This window comes from Parvibaculum sedimenti (genome assembly GCF_009184905.1).
Lineage (GTDB): Bacteria > Pseudomonadota > Alphaproteobacteria > Parvibaculales > Parvibaculaceae > Parvibaculum > Parvibaculum sedimenti.
In genome coordinates, this window is the sequence record NZ_WESC01000021.1 from 1 (window position 1) to 26856 (window position 26856).

At 62.4% G+C, this 26856-nt stretch carries 26 protein-coding genes; 9 read left to right on the top strand and 17 right to left on the bottom strand.

From position 1 onward, the window contains the following. Nucleotides 1-42 precede the first annotated feature (42 nt). Nucleotides 43-423 (bottom strand): alpha-ketoglutarate-dependent dioxygenase AlkB, encoded by a 381-nt coding sequence (locus F2P47_RS16795; protein ID WP_246176941.1) that lies wholly within the window; start codon nucleotides 421-423, stop codon nucleotides 43-45. Between the two features lie 289 nt (nucleotides 424-712). On the opposite strand from F2P47_RS16795, the gene dnaK reads away from it, so the two are divergent. The 5 genes from dnaK to F2P47_RS16820 all read left to right on the top strand — a co-directional run bounded on the left by dnaK (nucleotide 713) and on the right by F2P47_RS16820 (nucleotide 5844). After that, nucleotides 713-2626 (top strand): molecular chaperone DnaK, encoded by a 1914-nt coding sequence (gene dnaK, locus F2P47_RS16800; RefSeq protein ID WP_152217546.1) that lies wholly within the window; start codon nucleotides 713-715, stop codon nucleotides 2624-2626. 105 nt (nucleotides 2627-2731) lie between these two features. Beyond that, nucleotides 2732-3883 carry a molecular chaperone DnaJ gene (gene dnaJ / locus F2P47_RS16805; protein ID WP_152217547.1) on the top strand — a complete coding sequence of 384 codons (1152 nt, stop codon included), beginning with the start codon at nucleotides 2732-2734 and terminating at the stop codon, nucleotides 3881-3883. Between the two features lie 67 nt (nucleotides 3884-3950). Further along, nucleotides 3951-4289 carry a DMT family protein gene (locus F2P47_RS16810; protein WP_152217548.1) on the top strand — a complete coding sequence of 113 codons (339 nt, stop codon included), beginning with the start codon at nucleotides 3951-3953 and terminating at the stop codon, nucleotides 4287-4289. Nucleotides 4290-4367: 78 nt separating this feature from the next. Then, on the top strand, nucleotides 4368-5183 hold the full coding sequence (dapB, locus tag F2P47_RS16815; protein ID WP_152217549.1) for a 4-hydroxy-tetrahydrodipicolinate reductase: 816 nt from the start codon (nucleotides 4368-4370) through the stop codon (nucleotides 5181-5183). A gap of 28 nt (nucleotides 5184-5211) precedes the next feature. Further along, the gene (locus F2P47_RS16820) at nucleotides 5212-5844 is read left to right on the top strand and encodes a 2,3-bisphosphoglycerate-dependent phosphoglycerate mutase (RefSeq protein WP_152217550.1); all 633 of its coding nucleotides are present in this window, start codon (nucleotides 5212-5214) and stop codon (nucleotides 5842-5844) included. A gap of 44 nt (nucleotides 5845-5888) precedes the next feature. On the opposite strand, the gene F2P47_RS16825 is transcribed toward F2P47_RS16820, so the two are convergent. Next, nucleotides 5889-6404 (bottom strand): DUF2244 domain-containing protein, encoded by a 516-nt coding sequence (locus tag F2P47_RS16825; RefSeq protein WP_152217551.1) that lies wholly within the window; start codon nucleotides 6402-6404, stop codon nucleotides 5889-5891. 108 nt (nucleotides 6405-6512) lie between these two features. Here F2P47_RS16825 and nth point away from each other — a divergent pair, with 108 nt between their 5' ends. Next, nucleotides 6513-7157, top strand: a complete 645-nt coding sequence (gene nth, locus F2P47_RS16830; protein WP_204886744.1) for an endonuclease III — start codon at nucleotides 6513-6515, stop codon at nucleotides 7155-7157. A gap of 121 nt (nucleotides 7158-7278) precedes the next feature. On the opposite strand, the gene F2P47_RS16835 is transcribed toward nth, so the two are convergent. Next, nucleotides 7279-7686: a hypothetical protein gene (locus F2P47_RS16835; RefSeq protein ID WP_152217552.1), complete on the bottom strand. Its 408-nt coding sequence runs from the start codon at nucleotides 7684-7686 to the stop codon at nucleotides 7279-7281. Continuing rightward, nucleotides 7683-8342: an EI24 domain-containing protein gene (locus tag F2P47_RS16840; protein WP_152217553.1), complete on the bottom strand. Its 660-nt coding sequence runs from the start codon at nucleotides 8340-8342 to the stop codon at nucleotides 7683-7685. The genes F2P47_RS16835 and F2P47_RS16840 overlap by 4 nt, the downstream gene beginning before the upstream one ends. Before the next feature lie 119 nt (nucleotides 8343-8461). Here F2P47_RS16840 and F2P47_RS16845 point away from each other — a divergent pair, with 119 nt between their 5' ends. Beyond that, nucleotides 8462-9454, top strand: a complete 993-nt coding sequence (locus tag F2P47_RS16845; protein WP_152217554.1) for an adenosine kinase — start codon at nucleotides 8462-8464, stop codon at nucleotides 9452-9454. A gap of 131 nt (nucleotides 9455-9585) precedes the next feature. Here the strand turns inward: F2P47_RS16845 and coaA are convergent, their stop codons facing one another. The 11 genes from coaA to F2P47_RS16900 form a co-directional block, all read right to left on the bottom strand. Continuing rightward, nucleotides 9586-10542, bottom strand: a complete 957-nt coding sequence (gene coaA / locus F2P47_RS16850; RefSeq protein ID WP_152217555.1) for a type I pantothenate kinase — start codon at nucleotides 10540-10542, stop codon at nucleotides 9586-9588. Beyond that, entirely contained in the window at nucleotides 10539-10871 is a 333-nt protein-coding gene (locus F2P47_RS16855; RefSeq protein ID WP_152217556.1) for a phosphoribosyl-ATP diphosphatase, read from the bottom strand. The genes coaA and F2P47_RS16855 overlap by 4 nt, the downstream gene beginning before the upstream one ends. A gap of 113 nt (nucleotides 10872-10984) precedes the next feature. Next, a complete protein-coding gene (locus F2P47_RS16860; protein WP_152217557.1) occupies nucleotides 10985-12064 on the bottom strand; it encodes a pentapeptide repeat-containing protein in 1080 nt (359 codons plus the stop codon). Between the two features lie 121 nt (nucleotides 12065-12185). Further along, entirely contained in the window at nucleotides 12186-13715 is a 1530-nt protein-coding gene (locus tag F2P47_RS16865; RefSeq protein WP_152217558.1) for a CYTH and CHAD domain-containing protein, read from the bottom strand. A gap of 233 nt (nucleotides 13716-13948) precedes the next feature. After that, on the bottom strand, nucleotides 13949-14710 hold the full coding sequence (gene hisF, locus F2P47_RS16870; protein WP_152217559.1) for an imidazole glycerol phosphate synthase subunit HisF: 762 nt from the start codon (nucleotides 14708-14710) through the stop codon (nucleotides 13949-13951). Further along, on the bottom strand, nucleotides 14707-15447 hold the full coding sequence (gene hisA, locus F2P47_RS16875; RefSeq protein ID WP_204886745.1) for a 1-(5-phosphoribosyl)-5-[(5-phosphoribosylamino)methylideneamino]imidazole-4-carboxamide isomerase: 741 nt from the start codon (nucleotides 15445-15447) through the stop codon (nucleotides 14707-14709). Before hisA ends, hisF begins: the two co-directional genes overlap by 4 nt. Beyond that, nucleotides 15435-16085, bottom strand: a complete 651-nt coding sequence (gene hisH / locus F2P47_RS16880) for an imidazole glycerol phosphate synthase subunit HisH (RefSeq protein ID WP_152217561.1) — start codon at nucleotides 16083-16085, stop codon at nucleotides 15435-15437. Before hisH ends, hisA begins: the two co-directional genes overlap by 13 nt. A 1-nt stretch (nucleotide 16086) precedes the next feature. Next, nucleotides 16087-16599 (bottom strand): DUF2628 domain-containing protein, encoded by a 513-nt coding sequence (locus F2P47_RS16885; RefSeq protein WP_152217562.1) that lies wholly within the window; start codon nucleotides 16597-16599, stop codon nucleotides 16087-16089. Between the two features lie 124 nt (nucleotides 16600-16723). Continuing rightward, the gene (hisB, locus tag F2P47_RS16890) at nucleotides 16724-17335 is read right to left on the bottom strand and encodes an imidazoleglycerol-phosphate dehydratase HisB (protein ID WP_152217563.1); all 612 of its coding nucleotides are present in this window, start codon (nucleotides 17333-17335) and stop codon (nucleotides 16724-16726) included. Nucleotides 17336-17623: 288 nt separating this feature from the next. Further along, a complete protein-coding gene (locus tag F2P47_RS16895; RefSeq protein WP_152217564.1) occupies nucleotides 17624-19054 on the bottom strand; it encodes a hypothetical protein in 1431 nt (476 codons plus the stop codon). Nucleotides 19055-19755: 701 nt separating this feature from the next. Further along, nucleotides 19756-23250 (bottom strand): autotransporter outer membrane beta-barrel domain-containing protein, encoded by a 3495-nt coding sequence (locus F2P47_RS16900; RefSeq protein ID WP_152217565.1) that lies wholly within the window; start codon nucleotides 23248-23250, stop codon nucleotides 19756-19758. Nucleotides 23251-23866: 616 nt separating this feature from the next. Between F2P47_RS16900 and hslV the strand changes: the two genes are divergently transcribed. Both hslV and hslU read left to right on the top strand, forming a co-directional pair. Beyond that, nucleotides 23867-24430, top strand: coding sequence for an ATP-dependent protease subunit HslV (gene hslV, locus F2P47_RS16905; RefSeq protein ID WP_152217566.1), 564 nt, complete (start codon nucleotides 23867-23869; stop codon nucleotides 24428-24430). Between the two features lie 44 nt (nucleotides 24431-24474). Beyond that, nucleotides 24475-25779, top strand: coding sequence for an ATP-dependent protease ATPase subunit HslU (gene hslU / locus F2P47_RS16910; RefSeq protein WP_152217567.1), 1305 nt, complete (start codon nucleotides 24475-24477; stop codon nucleotides 25777-25779). Nucleotides 25780-25829: 50 nt separating this feature from the next. Here the strand turns inward: hslU and F2P47_RS16915 are convergent, their stop codons facing one another. Together F2P47_RS16915 and F2P47_RS16920 are read right to left on the bottom strand one after the other, a co-directional pair. Next, on the bottom strand, nucleotides 25830-26210 hold the full coding sequence (locus F2P47_RS16915) for a helix-turn-helix domain-containing protein (RefSeq protein WP_152217568.1): 381 nt from the start codon (nucleotides 26208-26210) through the stop codon (nucleotides 25830-25832). After that, the gene (locus tag F2P47_RS16920; protein WP_152217569.1) at nucleotides 26207-26836 is read right to left on the bottom strand and encodes a Smr/MutS family protein; all 630 of its coding nucleotides are present in this window, start codon (nucleotides 26834-26836) and stop codon (nucleotides 26207-26209) included. The genes F2P47_RS16915 and F2P47_RS16920 overlap by 4 nt, the downstream gene beginning before the upstream one ends. Nucleotides 26837-26856: the final 20 nt, after the last annotated feature.

Here is a 26856-nt window from a genome sequence, read left to right on the forward strand (position 1 = left end):
CGGACACAAGCAAAGCCAGATCAAAGATCTGCTCCCTTGGAATTATCCAGTCAAGGTGTGAACGAAACATCGCTTACGGTAAATATTGACGAGGCAAGCCTCGGGCGGGGCCGGGTAGGCGGCAAGCTCCGTCCACAGGTCGAGAAGGATCTCCGGGACCGCGGGCCAGGGCTCGCCGGTTTCGGGGTGGCGGGGCTCGTAGCGATAGCCCTTTTCGTCCGAGAACCAGCCGAGCGGGCCGAAATTGGTCTGGGTGATCGACCAGGGCTGGCCAGTGCGGGGCATGCGGGGGCGATAGGGCGGGGCGGCCTTCGCGCCCTCGCGCAGCGCCTCGATGAGCGCGCGCTGCTCCGCCGGGCCCAGAAGCCCCGGATAGAGGGCGAGGCCCTCGAAGCCCGTTTCGACCGGCGTCCGCTTCGCCAACTCAATCTCCCGTCGGTTAACACCTGCACGCCCGCTCACGGGGCCGATGCAGAACAATCCCACAAATCGAATCCCTGTGGCCTAAATGCCGCATCCCCGCTTGCGGGGCTCACAAGCGAAACCTATATACAGCCCAGTCATTCCACCCCCCAAGCCATTCGGGGGACCCCTTAGGGGGCCGGAGCCGGACTCGCAGAAAGCGCCGCTTGCGCTGACGCTGCGGGGATGGCATTGGGCGCCGATCAACGGGCTCGCCCGGCCTGCCGCAAAATTAAAGAGGACCTTTGAGATGGGAAAAGTAATCGGCATCGACCTCGGCACCACGAATTCGTGCGTCGCGGTGATGGATGGTTCCACTCCGAAAGTGATCGAGAATTCCGAAGGCCTGCGCACGACGCCGTCGATCGTGGCTTTCTCGCCGGATGGCGAGCGCCTTGTCGGACAATCGGCGAAGCGCCAGGCCGTCACCAACCCGACCAACACCTTCTTCGCGATCAAGCGCCTTATCGGCCGCTCCTATGACGATCCGACGACGCAGAAGGACAAGGGCATGGTGCCCTATTCGATCGTGCGCGCGCCGAACGGCGACGCATGGGTCGAGGCCAATGCCGAGAAATATTCCGCCTCGCAGATTTCCGCCTTCATCCTCCAGAAGATGAAGGAAACGGCCGAGAACTATCTCGGCGAGACGGTGACGCAGGCCGTCATCACGGTTCCCGCCTATTTCAACGACGCCCAGCGCCAGGCGACCAAGGACGCGGGCAAGATCGCCGGCCTTGAAGTGCTGCGCATCATCAACGAGCCGACGGCGGCAGCCCTTGCCTATGGCCTCGACAAGAAGAACGGCGAAATCATCGCCGTCTACGACCTTGGCGGCGGCACGTTCGACATTTCCATTCTCGAAATCGGCGACGGCGTCTTCGAAGTGAAGGCGACGAACGGCGACACGTTCCTCGGCGGCGAAGACTTCGACATGCGTCTCGTCAACTACCTCGCCGACGAGTTCAAGAAAGAGAACGGCATCGACCTGCGCGGCGACAAGCTTGCGCTGCAGCGCCTGAAGGAAGCCGCCGAAAAGGCGAAGATCGAGCTTTCCTCGGCCCAGCAGACTGAAGTGAACCTGCCCTTCATCACGGCTGACGCTTCCGGTCCGAAGCATCTGACGATGAAGCTCACGCGCGCCAAACTCGAAGCGCTCGTCGAAGACCTGATCCAGCGCACCATCGAGCCCTGCAAGAAGGCGCTCAAGGATGCGGGCGTGACGGCGGCCCAGATCGACGAGATCGTTCTCGTCGGCGGCCAGATCCGCATGCCGAAGATTCAGGAAGTCGTGAAGCAGTTCTTCGGCAAGGAGCCGAACAAGTCGGTGAACCCGGATGAAGTCGTCGCCATGGGCGCGGCCATTCAGGCGGGCGTGCTGCAGGGCGACGTCAAGGACGTGCTGCTGCTCGACGTGACGCCGCTTTCGCTCGGCATCGAAACGCTGGGCGGCGTGTTCACGCGCCTCATCGACCGCAACACCACGATCCCGACCAAGAAGTCGCAGACCTTCTCGACGGCGGACGACAACCAGAACGCCGTGACGATCCGCGTCTTCCAGGGCGAGCGCGAAATGGCCGCCGACAACAAGATCCTCGGCCAGTTCGACCTTCTCGGCATTCCGCCGGCGCCGCGCGGCGTGCCGCAGATCGAGGTCACCTTCGACATCGACGCCAACGGCATCGTCAACGTGTCGGCCAAGGACAAGGCGACGAACAAGGAACAGTCGATCCGCATTCAGGCCTCGGGCGGTCTGTCGGAAAGCGACATCGAGCAGATGGTGAAGGACGCCGAAGCTCACGCCGAGGAAGACAAGAAGAAGCGCGAGGAAGTCGAGACGCGCAATCACGCCGAAAGCCTCGTCAACTCGACCGAGAAGACGCTCGCCGAAAATGCCGACAAGGTTTCGGCTGAAGTGAAGGGCGAGATCGAAGCCGCCGTCGAAGCGCTGAAGGCCGCGCTCAAGGATGGTTCGATCGACGACGTGAAGGCGAAGACGCAGGAACTGACCCAGACCGCCATGAAGCTCGGCGAGGCCATCTACAAGGCCGCGCAGGACGAAGGCGCGCCTGGCGAAGCCGGTTCCTCGGCCAATGCCGGCGACGACGTGGTGGATGCCGACTTCGAGGAAGTCGACGAAACCAAGCGGGACGACAAGCACTGATCCGAACCCGCCGGGCTTGCCCCATGTCGTTCACCCCTAACACGCATGAGAACGCCCCGGTGAGTTTCGGCTCGCCGGGGCGTCGCTCTGTGAGACATTAATTCCATGTCCAAACGCGATTTCTATGAAGTGCTGGGCGCCGCGCGGAACGCGACGGCGGACGAGTTGAAGAAGGCCTATCGCGCCAAGGCGAAGGAGCTTCACCCCGACCGCAATCCCGGCGACGCGGAGGCCGAAGCGAAGTTCAAGGAATTGAACGAGGCCTATGACGTCTTGAAGGACGAGCAGTCGCGCGCGGCCTATGACCAGTTCGGTCATGCGGCCTTTGAAGGCGGCGGACCGGGACGCGGCGGGCCCGGCGGCGGCTTCAGCGGCGATTTCGGCGCCTCCATGTCCGACATTTTCGACGATCTCTTCGGCGAATTCATGGGCGGGCGTCGCGGACGGCGCGGCGGCGATGGCGGCCGCACGCGCGGTCAGGACCTCCGCTACAACATGGAGATCAGCCTCGAGGAAGCATTCGAGGGCAAGAAGGCGCAGATCCGCGTGCCCTCTTCCGTCGCCTGCGACACCTGCAACGGATCGGGCGCGGAGCCGGGCTCAAGCCCCGTCACCTGCACGACCTGTCAGGGCGCGGGCAAGGTGCGGGCGACGCAGGGCTTCTTCACGGTGGAGCGGACCTGCCCGACCTGTCACGGCCGCGGCCAGACCATCGAGAAGCCTTGCAAGACCTGCCACGGCGCGGGCCGCGTCGAACGCGAGCGCACGCTCTCGGTCAACATCCCGGCAGGCGTCGAGGACGGCACGCGCATTCGCCTTTCGGGCGAGGGCGAGGCGGGAATGCATGGCGGGCCAGCCGGCGATCTCTACATCTTCCTCTCGACCAAGCCGCATCCGATCTTCCAGCGCGACGGCGCGGATCTCTTCTGCCGCGTACCCATTTCGATGGCCACGGCGGCGCTGGGCGGCGAGATCGAGGTGCCGACGCTCAACGGCAAGCGCGTGAAGGTGAAGATCCCGGAAGGCAGCCAGACGGGCCGCCAGTTCCGCCTGAAGGACAAGGGCATGCCCGTCCTGCATTCGCGCGAGATCGGCGACCTCTATATCCAGACCACCGTCGAAACGCCGGTGCATCTCTCGAAGAAGCAGAAGGAATTGCTGCGCGAATTCGAGAAGGCATCGAGCAAGGAGACGAACCCGGAAAGCTCCGGCTTCTTCGCCAGGGTGAAGGAGTTCTGGGACGGCTTTCAGAGCTGAGGCCGATTTCGGCTAGGATGACAGGGCCCCGCAAAGCATCGCGGGGCCCTTTTTCATGCGGGTTCCCATGCAAGCCTATCTGCTGCCGATCGGCCTTCTGACGCTCTCCAACCTTTTCATGACCACCGCCTGGTACTGGCACCTGAAGTACAAGGCAACGCCGCTCCTCATGGTGATCGGGATCAGTTGGGGGTTGGCGCTCTTCGAATATTGCCTCGCCGTGCCCGCCAACCGGTTCGGCTCGTCGGTCTATTCGGCGGCGCAGCTCAAGACGATCCAGGAGGTCATCACCCTCATCGTCTTCGCAGGCTTCTCGGCCCTCTATCTCGGCCAGCCCATCAGCTCGAACACGGCGATCGGCTTCGCGCTGATCGCGGCAGGCGCCTGGTTCATTTTCCGCGGCTGAAGGCCGGATTTACCTCGCCGGGTGGGCCTGATATACCCGCCGCCTATAGTTTTTCCGCTTCCGACCCCGGACGAGACCATGGCGCAAGACGTGAAGATCGCGGTAACGGGCTGCGCGGGCCGCATGGGCCGCACGCTGCTGAAGCTCATCCATGAGACGGAGGGGGCTGAGCTCGCGGGCGGCATCGAGGCCAAGGGCAGCCCCAATGTCGGCGCCGATCTCGGCACGCTGGCGGGGCTCGCCGCGCCTCTCGGCATCAAGGCCTCCGATGACGCGCTCGCCGTCATCAAGGATGCCGACGCGCTGATCGATTTTTCCGCGCCCCGCGCCAGCGTCGAGTTCGCGGCGCTCGCCGCGCAGGCCCGCATCGTCCATGTGATCGGCACGACCGGCATCGAAGCGGATGACGAAGCCCGCATCGAGGCGGCGGCGCGGCATGCAACCATCATCAAGGCCGGGAACATGAGCCTCGGCGTCAACCTGCTCGCGGCGCTGGTTCGCCAGGCGGCGAAGGCGCTCGATCCCTCATGGGATATCGAGATCGTCGAAATGCACCATCGCCACAAGGTCGATGCGCCGTCAGGGACGGCGCTGCTTCTGGGCGAGGCAGCAGCCGAAGGGCGCGGCATCACGCTCGGCAATCATTCGGAGCGCGGACGCGACGGCATTACCGGCGCGCGCGAGGAAGGCGCGATCGGCTTTGCGAGCCTGCGCGGCGGCAGCGTCGTCGGCGACCATCAGGTCATCTTCGCCGGGCCGTCCGAGCGCATCGTGCTCGGTCATATCGCCGAAGACCGCGCCATCTTCGCACGCGGCGCGATCAAGGCCGCGCTCTGGGGACAGGGCAAGGGCCCCGGCCTCTTCAACATGGCCGATGTTTTGGGCCTGAAGTAAGTCAGTCTACGGATAAAGGAATAGAAAAGTGTCGAACCTGCTTGTTCTCGTCCGTCATGGACAAAGCGAATGGAACGAGAAAAACCTCTTCACCGGCTGGCGCGATCCGGGCCTGACCGAGCAGGGCAAGGCCGAGGCGCATGAATCCGGCCACGCGCTCAAGGAAGCAGGATACCAGTTCGATGTCGCCTTCACCTCCGCGCTCAGCCGCGCGCAGGAAACGAACCGCATCATCCTCGAGGAACTCGGCCAGCCGAACCTGCCCGTGGTGAAGGATCAGGCGCTCAACGAGCGCGACTATGGCGACCTCTCCGGCCTCAACAAGGACGACGCCCGCGAGAAGTGGGGCGAGGAGCAGGTGCATATCTGGCGCCGCTCATACGACATTCCCCCGCCCGGCGGCGAGAGCCTGAAGGATACGGCGGCCCGTGTGCTGCCTTATTTCGAGAAGGAAATCCTGCCGCGTGTGCTCAAGGGCGAGCGCGTGCTCGTCGCCGCCCATGGCAATTCGCTCCGCGCCCTCGTCATGGTGCTCGACAAGCTCTCCGAAGCCCAGATCGTGAAGCTCAACATCGCGACAGGCGCACCCCTCGTCTATGAGCTCGACGACAAGGGCAATGTTCTTTCGAAGAAGGCTCTGATCGAGCGCGAGGCGCACTGACACAAGCCTGCCCGTCATGCCCCACCGGGGCGTGATGGCAGCGCCTAGGTGTCCTTCCGGAACACGCCGTTCCGCAGATCCCGCAACGCGCCATTGAGCGCGCGGGCGAAGTCGATACGCTCGTCTGGCGAGAGCTGATGCGCGATCTCCAGCGCCTTGCCATGCGAGACGAGATAGACGTCCTTCGTCTCATCGGGATGCTCGATGAGTTCGAGCCGCACCCAATAGGGCTGGAAGCTCCAGGCGCGGGCGCGGCCCTTCTGGTCGACGCGGCGGACGCGCAATTCATCGTCGGAAAGCTGGATCGTCTCATGCGCCCGGGCGGCGCGGTAATTCGCCCTGAAGGCCCAGTAGACGAGCGCCACGTCGAGGCCACAGAAGCCGAAAACCGGCCAGGCGCCTTTCAGCAGGAAGACGAGTCCGCCGGCGAAATTCACGGCGATGACCGCGCTCATGAGGATGAGAAAGCCCTTCCGGCTCAATGAGCGGTGCGGCGTCAGCAACGCATCGAAGTGAAGCGGCGGTTCAAGCTGTTCGGCTGTAGTCGGGCGGGGGGTCATGGCTAGAAGATAGGATCGAATATGGGGTCCGTCCATGGCTTGCGGATCATTCGGCCTCCGCGCATTTTAACGTATGCCCCGCCGTTCCGCTCCGAAAGCCCGCCGCCCATGCCGATGAAAAAAGCCGAGATCGAGGAATTCTTCGCGCGCCTTTCCAGGGTGCTGCCGGAACCGAAGACCGAACTTCAGTATCACAATCCCTATACGCTGCTCGTAGCCGTGGTGCTTTCGGCCCAATCGACCGACAAGGGCGTCAACAAGGCGACGGAGAAACTCTTCAAGCTCGCCGACACGCCGCAGAAGATGGTGAAGCTCGGCGAGGCGAAGCTCACCGGCCACATCAAGACCATTGGGCTTTACAAGACCAAGGCGAAGAACGTCATCGCCCTCTCGCATCTGCTGGTCGAGAAGCATGATGGCGAGGTACCGCATGATCGTGAGGCGCTGGAGGCCTTGCCAGGCGTCGGACGCAAGACAGCTAACGTGGTGCTCAACATCGCCTTTGGCGAGCCGACCATCGCGGTGGACACTCACATTTTCCGCATTGGCAACCGTACCGGCATGGCGCCCGGAAAGACACCGCTCGAAGTGGAACAGAAGCTTCTGAAGGTGGTGCCGGCGAAATACATGATGCATGCGCATCACTGGCTCATCCTGCATGGGCGCTATACCTGCGTGGCGCGCAAGCCCAAATGCCCCGACTGCATCGTCAGGGATCTCTGCAAGTTCAAGGCGAAGACGACGGCGGAGTGAGGAGCGGATCGGAGTCCACCGTCAAAACGGAACCGTCACCCCGGACCTGATCCGGGGGCCATCTTTGCCGCGTGAAGGAAGGAAGATGGATGCCGGATCGAGTCCGGCATGACGAAACGGTTTAGGAAACCGGTGGAGACTTCTTCGCCTCGACCTCTCCCAGACAGGCTGCAGGATCGGCGGGGCCGCCGAGGGTCTTGCGCGCATCGACATAGGACGAGGCAAGCGCGCCGGAGCCGGTCTTGTAGAAATAGATGAAGAGCGAGCAGGCCTGACCCGCATATTGCCAGACTTCCGCCTGAGGTTCGGAGCGCTTGAAGGCCGGCTCGCCAAGGCGAGCCGACAATGCGTCGGGCACAACGCCCAGAAGGCTCGTCGGCGTCAGCGGGCCGCTGCCGATGGAGGCAGAAGGCTCGACCGACGCAAGGTCGCGGTTCGACATGCCGACGCCAGAAGATGTGCCATCAGTCGCACAGGCGGCGAGCAGAAGCGCGCCCAGAAGAGGTGCGGCGCGTAGGAAGCGCGTCATGCGAGGCCGATCCTTTTCGATGTGTGAACCATGAAGGCGGTAGCGAAAAGCGGCGCGAGCAGATTGAGCAGCGGCACCGTGCCGAAGGCGGCGACGACGACGCCCGCGCTGAAGATACGGAAGCGATGACGGGAACGTAGCTCGCTCATCCGTTGCGGCGAGACATGGCGCAGCGCGACCAGCTCGAAATATTCGCGGCCGAAGAGATAGCCGTTCACGATCCAGAAAAGCGCAAGATTGAGGCCCGGCACGAGATAGAAGGGCAGGGCGATGATGTTGACGACGATCAGCACCGCCGTGAAACGGATGGCCACCCACAGCGACTGCAACACCGGCTGGTCGCGGCCCGGCGCGTCGGCGGGATAATCCTGCGCCTCGACCTTGGCGGCGATGCTTTCGAGAAAAAGACTCGCGACAAGCGAAATAACGGGATGGACCAACGGGACCAGCACGACAAGGGCAAAGAGGCGCGCGATCCATTCGAGCGTCACGTCGAGCCAGGGCGTGCCGAACTGTGGCAGAGCACCGAGCACCCATTGAAGCCCGATGCCGAACAGAGCCAGAACGATGATGGTCGCGGCCAGCGACAACCAGAGCACTCGGCGAAAAGGCGCGGAAAATGTTTCGTGGAAAGCGCGGAGCGCGTCGGAGAACATGAATTGCGGCCCTCGAGTTGAGGAGCGGAGCTTAATGGCTCGGATCGCTTTGTCCAACGGGGGCCGCCTCGCCTATACTGCGCCCCGCTTCCAATTTCCCCTTATGCGTGACGAGGACCATGACTGAACTGAAATATGACGTGGCCGGGATCGGCAATGCGCTGGTCGATGTGATTGCCGACGCCAACGACCATTTCCTCGACATGAACAACATCCAGAAGGGGTCGATGACGCTCATCGACACGGGCCGCGCCGACGAACTCTATGGCCGCATGGGACAGGCGATCGAAATGTCGGGCGGCTCCTGCGCCAATACGATTGCGGGCCTTGCCTCGCTCGGCGGCAAGGGCGCCTTTTTCGGCAAGGTGAAGAACGACCAGCTCGGCCGGATCTTCGCCCATGACATCAAGTCGCTGGGCGTTCACTTCTCGACGCCGCTCGCCGAGGACGGCCCGCCCACCGGACGCTGCCTCATCCTCGTAACGCCCGATGCGCAGCGCAGCATGAATACTTTTCTCGGCGCGGCGCAGAACCTGACGCCGGACGATATCGACGATGAAGTCATCAAGTCGTCCTACGCGACCTACATGGAAGGCTATCTCTGGGATCAGCCCGACGCGAAGCAAGCCTTCCTCAAGGCCGCGAAGATCGCACGCGATGCGGGCCGCATCGTCTCGCTGACGCTTTCGGATTCATTCTGCGTCGCGCGCTATCGCGACGAATTCCGCAAGCTGGTGAAGGATGAAGTCGATCTTCTCTTCGCCAATGAAGCTGAAATCCTCTCGCTCTACGAAGTCGACATCTTCGACGAAGCGCTGACGCGGGTGAAGGAAGAATGCAAATTCGCGGCGCTGACGCGTTCCGAAGCCGGCGCCGTCATCGTTGCCGATGGCGAGGTGCATGTGGTCGATGCCGACAGGGTCGCCAAGGTCGTGGATACCACGGGCGCGGGCGATCTCTTCGCCTCGGGCTTCCTTTACGGCTTGTCGCATGGCTATTCGCCAGTCCATTCCGCGCGTCTTGGCGCCATGGCGGCGGCCGAAGTCATCTCGCATTACGGACCGCGACCGCAGGTATCGCTGGCAGAGCTTGCGAAAAAGAAGGGGTTCTGACGCGATTTTCGCCAGGTCATTAAGATGGATGCCGGATCAAGTCCGGCATGACGATCATTATATTGTCTTCGCCCCAACAAAGATCGTCATCCCGGACTTGATCCGGGGGCCATCTTCAACAGACGCAAGCTCTAGAGCTTCCTGAGCGCCACGTCGCGAATGCGGTGATCGTCGCCCTTGCGCAGGATGAGCTGGGCGCGCTGGCGCGTCGGCAGGATGTTCTTGCGCAGATTGGCGAGGTTGATCGAGGTCCAGATCGAATCCGCCGTCTGCACCGCTTCTTCATCGGTCAGATGCGCATAGCGGTGGAAATAGGCCTTGGGATCGCGGAACGACGTTTCACGCAGGCTGAGGAAGCGCTCGATATACCAGCGGCGGATCGCCTCCTCGTCGGCATCGAGATAGATCGAGAAATCGAAGAAGTCGGAGACGAAGGGCAACGGCTCCTCGCCCTCGGCGGGCTTCCAGGGCTGAAGCACGTTGAGACCTTCGACGACGAGAATGTCGGGCTGATCGACGACGATGCTTTCGCCGACGCGAATGTCATAGGTGAAATGCGAATAGACCGGCGCCTCGACATTGCGCGAGCCAGCCTTCACGTCCGAAAGGAACTGGATCAGGCGGCGGACGTCGAAGCTCTCGGGGAAACCCTTGCGACCCATCAGGTCGCGCTCTTCAAGCACCTTGTTGGGATAGAGAAAGCCGTCGGTCGTGATGAGGTCGACCTTGGGGTGGTTCGGCCAGCGGGCGAGCAGCGTGGACAGAATACGCGCAGTCGTGCTCTTGCCCACGGCGACCGAACCCGCGACGCCGATGATATAGGGCACCTTGGCCTGCGAGCGGCCGAGGAAGTCGGAGGTGACGCGGTAAAGCTCCTGCGTCTCCAGCACATAGAGATTGAGAAGGCGCGAGAGCGGCAGATAGATCTCGCTGACCTCGTCCAGCGAGATGCGCTCGCCGAAACCCTTCAGCTCTTCGAGCTCGGCCTCGGACAAGGGAAGCGGCGTATCCTTGCGAAGCTCGCCCCATTCCGCCGCCGTGAAATGGCGGTAGGGCGAGAGCGCCGCGCGCTCGATCGTCTCGGTCATTGGCCTGCTCCGCGTGACGCCTTCTCGTCGATGCCGGAGCGGCCTTCGCGGCGCTCAAGCTCGGCATAGACGGCGGCAGGCTCGATACCGCGCTCAGCGAGCAGGACGAGCCAGTGGAACAGAAGATCGGCGGATTCCGAGATGAGCCCCTTCGTGTCGCCGGTCAGCGCGGCGACCACGGTTTCAACCGCCTCTTCGCCAAGCTTGCGGGCGCAGAGCGGGGTGCCGCCTGCGACGAGCTTTGCGGTGTAGGACGACGCAGGGTCGCCGGCCTTTCGGGAAAGGATCGTCTCGAAAAGCGCATCGAGCTGGCGGGCATCGGCTGCCATGAGGCACCCCCTGCAGGAAAAAAGGGGCCGTTCGGGCGGTTTGAACCCCGGCGCGGCGGCTCTCCGTAGCAGATTTGGCCGTCAGACGCCAGCAGGGGGAGGGAGTAGCCGGATCAGGTGCGGGTGGCGAGCTTGACGCCCTGCATCTCGCCCATGCGGACGCCAGTCTGGATCGAATCCTTCAGGCTTGCCCCGCGAAGGTCCGCGCCCCGGAGGTCGGCCCGGGTCAGGTCGGCGCGGAGCAGGATGGCGTCGCGGAAATCGGCGGCGGCGAGGATCGCACCGTGGAAAGACGCATCGGCAAGGATGGCACCCCGGAAGATGGCGCTGGCCAGCACGGAGCGGGAAAAATCGGTCCGCGACAGGTCCATATGCGAGAAATCCGCCCGTTCGCCCTGACGCTCGCTCGTCTGGATCCAGACGAGGTGATTGTCGAGCATGCGTTTCAGCCGCTCGGGGCCGGGCGCGCGGCGGGCCTTTGTGGCGCGCATCATGTCGCCATGGGCCGAGGTCGCCTCATCCATGATGGCGCGGCGGAAATCGGCGTCGGAAAGATTTGCTCCGGCGAAAATGACGCCGGTGAGTTCGGCACCCGCGAAATTCGCGCCACGAAGATCGGCGCCCTGCAGGTTCACGCCGCTGAGCGAGGCGCCCTCGAAATCGGCGTCGAGGAGCTTGCAATCGGTGAGCCTGGTGCCACGCATGATGGCATTGCGGAAGGTCGAATGCTCGCGATTGCTCTTGATCTGGTTGCCCGCCCGGATGACGACGCCACGGCGCAGATCCGCGCCTTCGAGGCGGGCATCCGTCATCTCGGCATTCTCGAAACAGGCGCCGCGAAGATCGGCCTGGCCGAAATCGGTCCGCGTCAGGTTCGCGCCGTCGAAATTGGCGCTGAAGAGATTGGCGCCCTGAAAGCGCGCGTCCTCGAGATTGGCATTCTCGAAGCTGCAGGCGATGAAATGAGCTTGGGAGAAATTCAGCCCGCGCAGATCGAGGCCCGACAGGTCGCAGTCCTTCATGACCACGCACCAGCCGTTGGGGATGCCCTTGAGGTAGCGCAGATTGAGTTCGGCGAGCTTTTTCAGCGCCTCACTGCCGATCCGGCGGCCGACGATTGCCTGAGGGTCGCGACTTGCATCGACCTGCATCCGGGCCTCGCCTGAACGGCGGGACGGCGTTTCTTCTGACATTCTTGCGGCACTCCCGAAAGCAAACTCGGGCCGGAACGGTCCAACTCGCAGGAATGCTATGGGACAAGTGTTTCAAAATTTCTTAAGAGGGCGATGAAAGGTCGCACCACCCTCAGAATCGTCAGCGCCAGAAGGGCTCTATATCGCGAAAATCCCGCCAGAGTCCGACAGCGGACTGCCATTGCTTGCGCGCCCGACGCTCGTGATAGGCGCGAAGACGCTCGGCCGGCGCGACAAGCAGGGGTTGAAGCTCCGTTAACTCTTCGGTGAGCTTGCGGGCAGACTCCACATCGTTCAGCGCGCCGAAGACATCCTGCAACTCCGACAGCGCGTGGAGATAGTTGCGTGTGTCGGGGCGGCGATAGAGCGAGGCGAAAAAGCTCAGCGTATAACGCAGCTTCTTCAGCCGCTTGCGTAGCTCATGGCGCTCATTAACGCTGAGACCATCGATGCGGCGGCCAAGCTTGGTCGCGTCCTTCAGATATTTGTCGAGAGCCTTCGGCGCGAAGTCGGAAAGCGCTTCCTCGAAACGGGAGGCGTCGCCACCGGCATCGCGCCAGCTGCGCTCATCGACATAAAGCGCGAGCCGCAGGACGAAGGAACTCATACGCGCCGAACGCAGCGCCGAACGCGCACCTGCCCAGGCGCGCTTGCGCTGCTTCTCGGCCGCTTCGCGCAGGGCGAGGATTTCCTTGTCGCCGGGATTTTCCTTTTCGAGCGGCACGAGAATGGTCGTGAGGAAGACGTCAAAATCGCGAGCGCGGCCGATGGCAGTGGCAAGCCATTTCGCGTCGCGCGAAAGATGCTGTGCCGTTTCATCCTTCATCACCTTGGCGAAGGCGGCGAAGGCCGAACGCATGCGCCGGAGTGCGACGCGCATCTGATGCAGCGCCTCGGTGGATGCGTTCTCGATGGCGACAGCTTCGTTGAGAAGAAGATGCGAGAGGCATTGGCGCAGGATCGTGGCATAGGCATCTTCGACATCGATGTCGCGGGCCAGGGAGATCATGTCGGCGCGGATCGCGCCGGGCTTCTCGTCACCCGCAAGCGTCACGCCGCGCTCGGCCTTGCTCCGCATACCGACGCGAAGAGGAACCAGATCGGCCAGTTCCAGCGCCAGACGATAGAGGCTCGACGGATCGCCGCGCTTCAATTCGAGCTCGACCTCGCTCACCCGCGCTTCGCGCCCATTGGCGCGCAGCACGCCGCGGTCGATGGCGAATTCGATCTCGTCGCCATCTGGCGTTGTGAGGTGGCGGGCCGTGCGATGAATGTCGGAGACGAGGCGCGGCGAAATCGGCGCGCCATTGGCCGCCTTGCGGATGCGTGCCTTGAGGTTCGCCGGCAGGCGATTGAGGTTCGGGCCCTCTTCGTCGCTCCCGAGCTGCACTTCCCATTCGCCGCGGTCGCTCGCAAGACCAGTGCCGTCGCTTTCGGTCTTGAGCGTCTGGATGCGCTTGCCGCCCGCCTCCCGCACGCGAAGCGCGAGGCCGCTCCTCATCAATGAGAAATCTTCCGTATCGAAATAGGTTGAGCGCAGCGTCTTCTCGCTGGCGCGGCCTCGCTTCAGCCGGGAAAGAACCGGCGCGCGGGAGACACGATCAAGGGCTTCCGGCTCACATTCGAGCTTGAGCTCAATCTCGCGATTCATTTTCTAATGCCTCACAGAAAGGCGTACGCCGAGGGTCCGGCGGGAAGTGTGTCGCATGGTCAATCCGGCATACGGCATCGCGCATCCTCGCGGAACCCAGACACTACGGGGAATTATTCTGCTTGGAATCCGGAAAACTCGCAAATGGCACATGTGCGCCCCAACGCCGCTGTGTCATGGACGCACAGGCGCCCGGACGCAATCCCCGGACACCATCCATTGTCACAATTGGTTCAGAGGCGCATCGGAATGCCGGCTTCGGCCATATAGGCCTTGGCTTCGCCGATCGTGTATTCGCCGAAATGGAAGATCGACGCGGCCAGCACGGCGCTGGCATGGCCTTCGCGGATGCCCGCAACCAGATGGTCGAGATTACCGACGCCGCCCGAGGCGATAACCGGAATTGTGACAGCATCGGCGACCGCGCGTGTGAGCGGAATATCAAAACCCGCCTTCGAGCCGTCACGGTCCATTGAGGTCAGCAGGATTTCGCCCGCGCCCAGGCTTGCAACTTTCTGCGCGTATTCGACGGCATCAATGCCGGTGCGGTTGCGGCCACCATGAGTGAAGATTTCCCACTTGCCGGGCGCGACCTGCTTGGCGTCGATCGCGACGACGATGCACTGGTTACCGAATTTCTCGGCAGCGGCGCGGACGAAATCAGGGTCGTTAACGGCGGCGGTGTTGATCGAAACCTTGTCGGCGCCGGCAAGGAGGAGCTTCCTCACATCTTCGATGGTACGCACCCCGCCGCCGACGGTGAGCGGCATGAAGCACTGCTCGGCGGTACGGGCGACGACATCGAAAATGATCGCGCGTTCTTCGTGGCTCGCCGTGATGTCAAGGAAGCAGAGTTCGTCCGCGCCGGCCGCGTCGTAAGCGCGCGCGGCCTCTACCGGATCGCCCGCATCGCGCAGGTCGACGAAGTTGACGCCTTTGACAACACGGCCGTCCTTGACGTCAAGACAGGGGATGACGCGCGCCTTGAGGCTCATGCTGCACCCTTGAGAAGTGCGATCGCCTCTTTCGGATCGAGGCGGCCGTCATAGAGGGCGCGGCCCGAAATCGCGCCTTCGAGACCCTTGCAGTTCGCCGCGATGAGAGCGCGGATATCCTCAATGGAGGAGAGGCCTCCGCTCGCGATGACGGGGATCGAGATTGCATTGGCCAGCGCAACCGTCGCTTCGATGTTCAACCCGCCCAGCACGCCGTCGCGGTCGATGTCCGTGTAGATGATGGCCGCGACGCCCGCGTCCTCGAAACGGCGAGCCATGTCGAGCACGGTGAGGTCGGAGACTTCCGCCCAGCCTTCGGTGGCGACACGGCCGCCCTTGGCGTCGAGACCGACGGCGATGCGGCCGGGAAACCGGGCGCAGGCGTCGATGACGAGGGCGGGGTTCTTCACCGCCGCCGTGCCGATGATGACGCGGCGGATGCCCTTGTCGAGCCACATCTCGATGGTGGCGAGATCGCGGATGCCGCCGCCTAGCTGGGCAGGGATGCTGATCGCATTCAGGATCGCCTCGACCGCGCCCGCATTGACCGGATGACCGGCAAAGGCGCCGTTGAGATCGACGAGATGAATATATTCGAACCCGGCCTGCTCGAAGGCGCGGGCCTGCGCTGCCGGATCGTCGTTGAAGACAGTGGCTTCTTCCATCAGGCCGCGCACGAGGCGTACGCATTGCCCGTCTTTGAGGTCGATGGCGGGAAAGAGGATCATGGACGCCACTTCAGAAAATTGCCGATGAGAGCGAGACCGAGCGCCTGGCTCTTCTCGGGATGGAATTGCGTGCCCGCCATATTCTCCTTCGCGACCATGGCCGTGACCGGCCCGCCGTAATCGGCGCGCGCGACCACATCTTCCTCATGCGCGGCAACGAGAGAATAGGAGTGGACGAAATAGGCATGGAGCCCCTTGTCGCCGGTCGGTATGCCGTCGAGCAGGGCGTGGGGGCGGAGCGCCGTGATGGTGTTCCAACCCATATGCGGAATCTTGAGTTCGGGATCGAGCGGCTTCATCAGCGTCACGTCGCCTTCGATCCAGCCGAAGCCCTTGTGAATGCCATGTTCGAGGCCGCGCGTCGCCATGAGCTGCATGCCGACGCAAATGCCGAGGAAGGGGCGCCCATCGCGGCGCACGACATCCTCCAGCGTCTCGATCATGCCGGGGATCGCATCGAGGCCCGCGCGGCAGTCTCCGAATGCGCCGACGCCCGGCAGCACGACCCGGTCGGCACCGCGCACGTCGTCCGGATCGCCGGTGACGAGGATGCGCGCATCGGTGCCGGCTTCGAGCGCGGCGCGCTCAAAGGCCTTGGCGGCGGAGCGCAAATTGCCGGAGCCATAGTCGATGATGGTGACGAGCATGTCAGCCCCCCGCCTTTGGAAAGAGACCGAGAACGCCGTGATCGTCGTGAGCCGCACGGCGCGGCCAGACAGCGCCGGGCATGAGCGGCGGCAAGGTCTCGTCGGGCTGCGGCCGCGACGGCGCAGCGCCCGCGACGATGGACGGGCCGGACCAGCGGCGGAAAAAATCGCGCTCAGCCTCGATCAGGTTGTGCCCGCTGGCGATGGCGATTTCACGAGCGCCTCTGCGCGAGAGCGCCCGGCGGCGGATCTCGTTGGCTTCGCCAGCGAAAAGAAACTGGAAGGCGACGAGGCAGACCACGGCGCCCGCGGAACCAAGACCGGCGGCCTCGATGACGCTGACGAGCAGGACCATCGCGACCAGATAGAGCGCGAGCGCCAGCCAGAGCCGGTAAAAAGCCAGCCAGACGGGTCCGAGAAAAAGCCCGGTCCAGGAGAAGCCTTCATGCACGAATTCGAGGCCATCGCCGTTTGCGGTGGCGCCGCTCAGTTCGTGCACGGTGTAGAGACGCATGGGGCCATGTCCTTCGGCCCGAACCGGGCTTGGGCGAGGTCGGGGGCCAAGTCGGGCGTTTCGGGCTCTATCTAGGCCAGACGGTGGAAAATTGCCAGCCTTTGGGGGCAGACGCCCGGCAGCATCAGCTGCCGAGCTTGCCTTTGGTCGAGGGAATGCGGTCGGCGGCGCGAGGATCGATCTCGATCGCGTCGCGGAGCGCGCGGGCCAGGCCCTTGAAGCAGGATTCCACAATGTGGTGATTGTTCTCGCCGTACATGTTTTCGATGTGCAGCGTGATGCCTGCATTCTGGGCGAAGGCCTGGAACCATTCCTTGAAGAGTTCGGTGTCCATCTCGCCGAGCTTCGGCTTCGTGAAATTGACCTTCCAGACGAGATAGGGCCGCTGCGACACGTCGATGGAGACGCGCGTGCAGGTCTCGTCCATCGGGATGATGGCCGTCGCATAGCGGCGGATGCCCTTGAAATCGCCCAGCGCCTGACGGACGGCCTCGCCAATGACGATGCCGCTGTCTTCCGTGGTGTGGTGAAAATCGATGTGCAGGTCGCCCGTGGCGCGGACCTTGAGGTCGATCAGCGAATGGCGCGACAGCTGCTCGAGCATGTGATCAAGGAAGCCGATCCCCGTATCGACGTCATATTCGCCCGAGCCGTCGAGATCGAGAGAGACGAAAATCTCCGTCTCCTTCGTCTTGCGCTCGATCGTGGCCACGCGGCCTTCGTTATCGTCAATCATGGGTATTCGCCCGGTTTCGCCAGAAAGTCCCCGCGGCCGGAAAGGCCCGGAAGACCGAAAATTATTACAGGCCAGACTTTTACCAGCCGTGAAGCGGCTGAGCCAGCGTTAAGCCATCTCATCATTATGGGACGGACAGTTAAGGGGCGAGACTGTGTGTCAGAAGGCAACAAGCAATCTGTTACATCTCCTGAATTGGCGTTCCAATTCTATAGCAGTAATATTGAACATAATTTTTTATGTTACGACAAAGTATAGGTAGGCATAGACAAATAATTTTTTGCTTGTTTATTTAGCTCTCAGATAAAATTGCTTGCCATCATCTTCGATGAAAGTGGAGGCGGAGCTTTTGTATTTGGCCAGACAAGCCGAGTAGCCATTAACGAGAATCGCCCTGTTGGCTGCAATGAGGCTCGCGCAGTTCCCCTCAAATGCCACGGTCGAAATCCTCGTAAATTTGGTTGCGATTTGGGCCCCAATGGCGGGATCGGTGACAAGATATTGGTCATCGACAAACATAACGTGATCGACATCCCGAAGCGCGTAAGTGACGCTTTTGGAGAATGAGGTGCCATGGAATTCGCCGAGTTTCGGCATGTAAATGACGACAAGAGGCGCGAGGACGGCAAGAACCAGATTTCTGGCGCGCAGCAATTTCCAAGCCGAAGTATCGCCAGCATCGATCTTCTTCATCAAAAATTCGGCGGAAATCTGCGCTCCCATCGCCGCGACAATGAAGAGAAGAATAGTTCCCGGTAACTGGTAGTAATCGGATTGTAGATAGAGGGGTGCGAAGACGAGCCAACCCGACAGAAACGCAACCGCAAATGGCAGAACAGTACGAAACGAGCCCCTGAAGGTCAGATAGACAAGACCCGGCACACAGGCAGCGAGCGCTCGATTTGCGCTGAATGCCCGATGGGTCATCGTCGTCCAGAACTCAAGCGAGAAGCGCCGATCAAGCGTACCGAAATAAAATGACGGATCTTGGGCAAATCCGCCAACATTTGTGCTCATGATGAGCATGCGCCCCCTCTCGGCGGCAATAGCCCCCACCAATGCAAGAGAGATCGGAATGGCTGCCCAAGCATGGGAGCTCAGCGCCGTACCCCGCACATGCTGCAACAGAAGCCGGGTTGAAAAGAAAACTACGAATATGAATGGGATCGGCGACTTGATGAGCGCAGCGACCAACCACAACGCTCCGGCCAGAACGATAAATTTGATGTTCCGACTCTTCAGCAATATGGCAAGGCCGGCCATCGAAAGAGCCAGGCTCATGTCATCGGGAATGGGCGCTGCATAGTAGTGGAGAAAAAAGCGCGAGGTGCAGAGAAGAAAGAGATAATAAATTCCTGTTTCCTGGCGCAGGGTTTCAGAAATTGAGTAGCCAGTGAGCGCTACTACCAGAAAGAAAAATAAATTCAGATATTTGGTTGTGACCAAAAGGTCCGAAAACGTCAGTGCCGAGAGTTTTGCGATCAGATATTCATATACTGGAATATCGTAGACGGCCGTTTTGCCCAAAAAATTCTGAAACGGGACAAAATCCTTGAAACCTGCCCAACCCAAAATTTGTGAGTAGGCGTCGGCCTTCCTCCATAGATGTGGCTCGCTGATATCAGCGTAGGATGAGCCCACGATGTAAAAGGAAGCAACAAGAAGCAGGATTATAATAGTCCGCTCATTATTGAAGAACTCGCTCGCCTTTTGCATCATAATGTCATCTCAGTTAGTTGAGAAACTCATGAAGTTTGTCAGCACAAAGAGAGTTCAGCCATCAAATACGCTAAGCAATTTACATAACAGTGCAAAGAGATAGTTTTCGCGGGCTCAAATGGGGCGCCGGCAGAGTGAGGGATCGCGCAATTTGCGCCTGTTTGGCTGCCGCTGGCCATATATGAATTGGAGCTTAACAGGTTGCTTCGGCGGGATTTTCACGCGAAGTCGGGCTCCAATAGCAAAAATGTTCATATTCGACTTCGATCACGCTTGTGTCCCGGGGATGCTCACATGATAGGCTTTGAACCGAGCGGGGGGATGGCGGTTGCTTGAGGGATTAGGCAATGTCCATCGTGAGCATCTGGCGGCGGCTTACGGCCAGACGGTCAAGGCGCCGGTCCTTCTATGAGACCCAGGTCGTGATGAAGCGCGCGCTCGATGAGCAGGCCGTAAAGCGGGCTGCCCCGGCGGAGCCGATGCCTCCTTCTGATCCAACCGGCAAGACGCCCGGCTAGACCGGCATCGAAGCTGCGCCTCGATCGTTTGCCTCCGGCCAGCTTGGCTTGGCCCGCTTGACCCCGGCCGCCAAAATCTCCACATCTGGCTCCTCCGCTTCGCGGGCCCTGGGGCGCTGACAATCTGTTGCCGACGCACCGCCGCCGGCAGTGCGTCCCCGTATGGAAGGCGGATGGGGCTCCTTACCAGGAATATCGCAGCGTGCCGGTGCCAGCATAGCTCCGATAGCCTGAGGCAAACTCGCCATCGAACTTCGCGCCAAGAGTCCAGTCGGGCGCCAGCTCCAGTTCGGCCCCGGCCGACACCAGCGCGGCATTCTCCGGCGAGGTTACGCCCGAAACCACGAAGCTTGAGCCGGGAAGCGACTGGAAGCCCGCCGTCGCCGACGGATCGGTCGCCCAGTCATGTGCCCAGGCGGCACCCGCGCTGAGGATCAGGCGGCTGTTTCCGAACGTGGCTGCCTGATCGATACGCGCACCGAGCTCGCTGCGCGTATCAGTCAGGCTCATGGCGTCATAAGAGAGTGCATAGCCCCCGCCGTTCAGATCGCTCTCGCCATGGCCCGGGCTCCGGAAATGCTGCACCTGCATGGCGCCATAAGGCGTGACGCCGAGCGACGGCAGCGGTTCGAGGCGGTAACCTGCCTCAAGGCGGGCTGCATAGGACTGTGCCGTGAAGTCGGACGTCAGATGATCACCAAATGCATGGCGATCCGTCGTCATCCAATGATTGGCGAAGCCGAGCGCTGCCGAAAGATAGACGGGACCCGACCGCGTTGCCGCATGAACACCGAGCTGCAGGGCGTCGCTGTCGCCGCTGCCGAGGCCCTGCGACAGATCCCAGCTGGTGGAGCCCCCAGCGATCGCAAAGCCGAGGATCGTGTCCGCCGAATAATGATAGTCGGCGCCAACGGCAAAGCCGTAATCACTCGCCTTGACGTCATGCGTTCCCGCGGCTGGATTGCCGTCGCTCCTGTTCGCGCCGCCGAAGCCGGTTCCCCACAGGCTCCAACCCTCCGTCGAAGGCATCGGCACATCGGATGTCGAGGCATAAGCGCGCGCCGCGGCGGGAAGTGCGGGGCCGGGCTCGGGCGCAAAGCTGATCGCGCTGTTGGTCGGTACATTCATGCCCGGCACGCCGGAGAAGAGGCCGAGGAACTCGTTCATCAGCTGGAAACTGCCATGCGCGCCACCCGTTGCAACTTCGCCGGAGAGCTCGCTCAGCGCGCCTGCGAGATTGCCTCCCGTGAGGCCAAAGACAGGGAGGAAGTTCGGCGTCAGCGTACCGCCACCGTTGAAGTAGTTGTTGAGGCCGCTGGCGACGCTCTGCTGGTTTCCGTCGAGGGTGTCACCGGCGCCCAGCGCGGCGGTCAGATCGAGCAGCACGTCGCTGTTCGTATATTCGACGTTCGCTGCAAAACCGGAGAGCAGATTGGAAGTGGTGAACGTATCGAAGGTCGTGCCGCCAAGACCGCCGGAATGCAGCAGGGTGTACGGCGTCTTCGTGAGATAGTTGCTGATGTCGAAATCGGCAAGCAGAGTGCCGCCAAGCGTCGCCGTACCGCTCACATCGGCATAGGAAGCGGTCGAGGCACCGATCGCGGCAAGATAGGTCGAGCCATTGTCCAAGGTCAGCGTACCCGAGACAGTCGTGGAGGTGCCGGCAGCGCCCGCGGCACCCGGCGCGAAGGTGCCACCCGAGCCAACCTCGACATTGCCGACAGTGCCTGTGCCGATCAACGTAGCGCCCGAATTGATGGTGGTGAGACTCGACCCTGCGATGGAGCCCGTGACATCGAGCGTTCCCGCCTCGACAGTCGTCGCGCCGGTATAGGTATTGGTGGCTGAAAGGATCAGCGTACCGTCGCCATCCTTGACCACATCGCCCGGGGTGCCCCCGTCGGCAATTACGCCAGAGATCGTGTCGATGTTGTCCGCACCGACGGTGAAAGTCGGGTCGCCCGCAACCGTCACATCATTCGCCAGATTGATGCCGGATCCCGAGAATTCCAGCGTCGTGCCGTTCTCCAGGGCAAGAGTGCCGGAACCGAGAGCGTCCGCATTGGTGATCGCGAGTGTGCCGCCGGTCACAACCGTGCCAAAGCTATAGGTGTTGGTGCCCGCAAGTGTAAAAGTGCCGGTGCCTTCCTTGATGACCCCCAGCGCGTGCACGCCGTCCTCAATCACGCCCGAGAAGGTCGTCGAGCTATTGTCGCCACCGACTGTAAGGCTGTTTGCAACTGTGTCGGCGTTTGTCACCGTGCCGCCCGCGCCCGAGACGTCGGACAGCGAACCGATGACGAGACTCTGGCCGTTGATGTCGAGCGTCGCGCCGCTTGCGACGCCGACGCTGCCTGTGCCAAAGGCCGTCGACGAACCCGCCATCAGTGTGCCCTCGTTGAGGGTCGTCCCGCCCGTATAGGTATTGTCGCCGGAAAGCTTGACTGTTGCCGAGCCGGTTTTCGCGACGGAGCCGGTGCCGGTGATGTTGTTATCGACGGTTGTATTGACTGAGGACTGGTCGAAGGTCAGCGAGCCCGTGACGTCGATATTTCCGGTGAGGCCGGAGGTCGTATTGCCGAAGGTGAGTTTGTTGGCGCCGCCGGTGAAGGTGATGGCATTCGCCCGCGTCACGCCGTCGCCCGAAAGACCACCGCTGATCGTGCCGCTGTTGATGACGGTGAGATTGGAGCCCGCGATGCCCGCGCCGCCTGCGCCATCGGCGCCGTCCGTTGGATTTGTAAATCCACCGCCGCCGGCCGCGCCGCCAAGGCCGCCCGCGCCGCCGGTGATCGTTCCGAGATTGTCGATCGTGGCGCCTACCACAGAGATACCGGCGCCACCTTTGCCACCATTGCCGCCGAAGCCACTTGCCGACACGCCGCCACCGCCCGCGCCGCCATTGCCGCCTGCACCGCCCGTAACGGCAGAGGAATTCGTGAACGTAATAGCCGACCCGGTAAGCGCGACACCGTCGCCGCCATCGCCGCCCACACCGCCATTGCCGCCCTCGGCGCCGGGGCTGCCGCCTGCGCCACCATTGCCGCCCGCGCCGCCGGTTATCGTGCCGCCGCCGCTGTTGCTCGAATTGCCGGTTCCGGTGATGACCGCGCCAAAGCCGCCGGCGCCTCCACCGCCGCCGCCGCCTGCGCCCGTGCCGCCACCCGCGCCGCCGTTACCGCCATTGCCGCCGTTGCCACCGCTGATCGAGACCGTATTGGCAAGGCTTCCCACTACCGTGCCATGCGCGCCGCCAGCGCCGCCGCCGCCGCCGGAGCCGCCGTCCGGATTGATGTATACGACTATCGCGTCGGCGCCGTTAGCGCCGTCGGGCGAGACCGACGTGCCGCCGGCCGCGTGTGTTCCCGCACTGCCGGCGCCACCCTGGCCGCCAGCGCCACCGCCCGCCGCACCGCCGCCGCCGCCGCCAGCGCCATAAAAGGAATCATTGCCACCGGCGCTGCCGGCACTTCCCTCCGCACCGGTTCCGCCTGCGCCGCCACCAGCGAAGACGCCACTGCCGGCGGCACCACCCGCACCGCCATCGGCCAACGCAGCCGGTTCGAAGGCGAGGAGCGCGGCGACTGCAGTCGTCGCCAGAAGAAAGGGCCGAAGCTCCGACCGCCGAAATCCACGTTTATCCGTGCACGCACAAGCGGCGACCGGCCACAACGACATGATATCCCCCAAGTTTTCGAAAATCCCCCAGATCAATAACAGCTATCAAGCCAAGCGAAGGGCGACAAGAAAATTGGCCTAAAATCCATTTAACTTTTAAATGACTTGAGCAGGCACTCGGCAGGACCCTAGATGACTTCTCAAAAACGGGGTCATTCCGGATCGGGACAATAATATATGTACGGACGCCAGCATGGGGGAATTGCCGTGTACGGATAGTGGAACGGGTCGCAATTGCCCGCTTGCCTTACTGAAACCAAACGAGGCGCTGAACGTTATTATACTATTCTAAAATAGTGGTGATTGCCTGAAGGGTGAAGGCGATGCTGTTGGCGACGATTTGGCGACGATTGAGAGCCAGACACGGGCGCCGGTCTTTTTATGAGACCCAGACCCTGATGAAGCGCGCGCTGGATGAGGAGGAGGCGGAAAGGCGGGTTGCGTCGAGGGAACCCGCGCCTCCCTCCGATCCGACCACCACGAAGCCCGGCTAGGCCCCACGTCGAAGCCGTGCGGCAAGGCGGCTTGACCCGAGCCACCAAAATCTCCACATCTGGCTCTCCGCTTCGCGGGCCCCTGGGGCGCTGCGAGCTGTCACTCCATCGACGAGCCGCTTATGACCGATACGCATTCCTCGCCCTACGCCACCTGGCACGGCACGACAATCCTGACCGTCCGCAAGGGTGGCAAGGTGGTTGTCGCCGGCGACGGACAGGTTTCGATGGGCGACACCGTGATGAAGGGCAATGCAAGGAAAGTCCGACCTTTGGGGTCGGGTAATGTCATTGCGGGCTTCGCGGGCGCAACCGCCGACGCCATGACGCTTTTCGAGCGTCTGGAAGGAAAGCTGGAGCAATATCCCGGGCAACTCACCCGCGCTTGCGTCGAGCTCGCCAAGGACTGGCGGACCGACCGGTTCCTGCGCCGCCTCGAAGCGCTGATGATCGTGGCCGATGCTCATGTGAGCCTGGTGCTGACCGGCAATGGCGACGTGCTGGAGCCCGAGGGCGGCATCGTGGGCATTGGCTCGGGCGGAAACTACGCGCTGGCGGCTGCCCGCGCGCTCGCCGATACGGAGCTGAGCGCGGAAGAAATCGCCCGCAAGGCGCTGAAGATCGCCTCCGAGATCTGCGTCTACACCAACAACAACCTCACCGTGGAAATTCTCGACGCCGTCTGAGGCGCCTTTCGACTTCCTTTCGATCTGGGAGCACTACCCTGTCCATGACCAGTTTCTCGCCGCGCGAAATCGTGTCCGAACTCGACCGCTACATTGTCGGCCAGCAGGACGCCAAGCGCGCCGTCGCCATCGCCCTTCGCAATCGCTGGCGCCGTCAGCAACTTCCCGAGGACCTGCGCGAGGAAGTACTGCCCAAGAACATTCTGATGATCGGGCCGACCGGCGTCGGCAAGACGGAGATCTCGCGCCGCCTCGCGAAGCTCGCCGAAGCGCCCTTCATCAAGATCGAGGCGACGAAATTCACCGAGGTCGGCTATGTCGGCCGCGACGTCGAACAGATCATCCGCGACCTCGTGGAAATCGGCATCGCCATGGTGCGCGACAAGAAGCGCAAGGATGTGCAGGCCAAGGCCCATCTCGCCGCCGAAACCCGCGTCCTCGACGCGCTGGTCGGCAAGGGATCGAGCGAGGCGACGCGCGAAACCTTCCGGCGCAAGCTCCGCACGGGTGAGCTGGATGAGAAGGAAATCGAGGTCGAGGTTGCCGATCAGGGCGGCGCGCCGAGCTTCGACATTCCCGGAATGCCGGGCGGCCAGGTCGGCATGATCAATCTCGGCGACATCATGGGCAAAGCCTTCGGCAACCGGACCAGGCCGCGCAAGCTGAGCGTCCGCGACAGCTACGAGGTGCTGATCGCCGAGGAGTCAGACAAGCTTCTGGATCAGGACCAGCTGACGCAGGAAGCGATCCGCTCGGTCGAGCAGAACGGCATCGTCTTTCTCGATGAGGTGGACAAGATCTGCGCGCGCTCCGAACGGCAGGGAGCTGATGTGAGCCGCGAAGGCGTGCAGCGCGATCTGCTGCCGCTGATCGAGGGCACGACCGTTTCCACCAAGCATGGCGCGGTGAAGACCGATCACATCCTCTTTATCGCGTCGGGCGCCTTCCACATCGCCAAGCCGTCGGACCTGTTGCCTGAACTTCAGGGCCGCCTGCCGATCCGCGTCGAGCTGAGGGCGCTAACCCGCGACGACTTCAAGCGCATCCTCACCGAGCCGGAAGCGAGCCTCATCAAGCAATATGTGGCGCTGATGCAGACGGAGAATGTGACCCTCGACTTCACCGAGGACGGCATCGACGCCATTGCAACGGTGGCGGCGGAAGTGAACGCCTCGGTCGAGAATATCGGCGCGCGCCGCCTTCACACGGTGATGGAACGGGTGCTCGACGAAATCTCCTTCGCGGCCACCGATCGCGGCGGGCAGACGGTGACGGTGGATGCGGCTTACGTCCATGAGCATATCGGCGACCTGTCGAAGAACACCGACCTGTCGAAGTTCATCCTTTGAATTCGCCAAAAGCGATCCGGATTGGCGTCATTACGTCGCCATAGGCGATATTATTGCGTCTTGGGTTGCCCGCGGCGGGGACGCGGCGGCAGCGCCTCCATCAGCCGGTCGATCTCCGCCGGCGTCAAATGAGCGATCTGCTCGGACAGACGGTTGGCCAATTCGGTCGCCGGGGGCGTCAGACCCGCCGTATCGATGACGATGCGCGGGTGGGAAAGACGGGCAAGGCGCTCGATTTCTTCCGCCTCGTCCCAGATCACGTTGAAATAACCGATGATCGACTGAACCAGACGCCAGCTCGGACGCCCACGACGGCCATGTTCCAGCGCCGAGAGATAGGCAGGTGTGACCCGAAGCGCCGCCGCCATGTCCTTCAGCGTTACGTCGCGCGCGGCGCGCAATTCGCGGAGCTTCTGGCCGAAGGGCGTCATTTCCTTTTCCTCAGCCAGAGATAGAAGGCGCCGCCGCCGCCATGTTTCGGATGGGCAGGCTGAAAGCTTGCGACTTCTGCGCGGAAGGCCGCCCCTTCCAGCCATACTGGTAGGGCGGAGCGCAAAATCCCTGAGTGTTCCGCGGCTTCGTGGTAGCGCGAACTGTGAAGTATGTGCCGGGAGAAGGGGCTTTCTCCTTTACCGGTGATAACCAATACACAGCGAAGCCCGCTCGCGCGGCAGCTCGAGACGAAACGCAGAAGCGCGATCCGCGCCTCTTCGCGGCCATGACCGTGAAGATCGAGGCGCGCCTCGGCTTCAACCTGGCCGCGGGCAAGCTTCTGGCTGGTGCGGCGATCGAGCCCGGCAAGCGGTGGCGGGCCTGCGGGTTTCACCGGCTTCAATGTTACGGAAACGGAATGAATGAGCTTATTTTGTTTCGTTTTCGAAACAGAAGGCAGGACCAAGCCAAAATCTTCGGCTTTCTCCGGCTCGGGCGGGTGATGTTTGCCAGGAAGGGGTTTGGCGTCCCTGGTAACGACACGCCAGAGCTTCAGCTCCTCGTCGCTCAAAGCCCGGACCCGGCGGCGGCGCGGGGGAACATCGGCCTTTGTGTCATTCGCCATGTCGGGGCCCCATTTCCGGT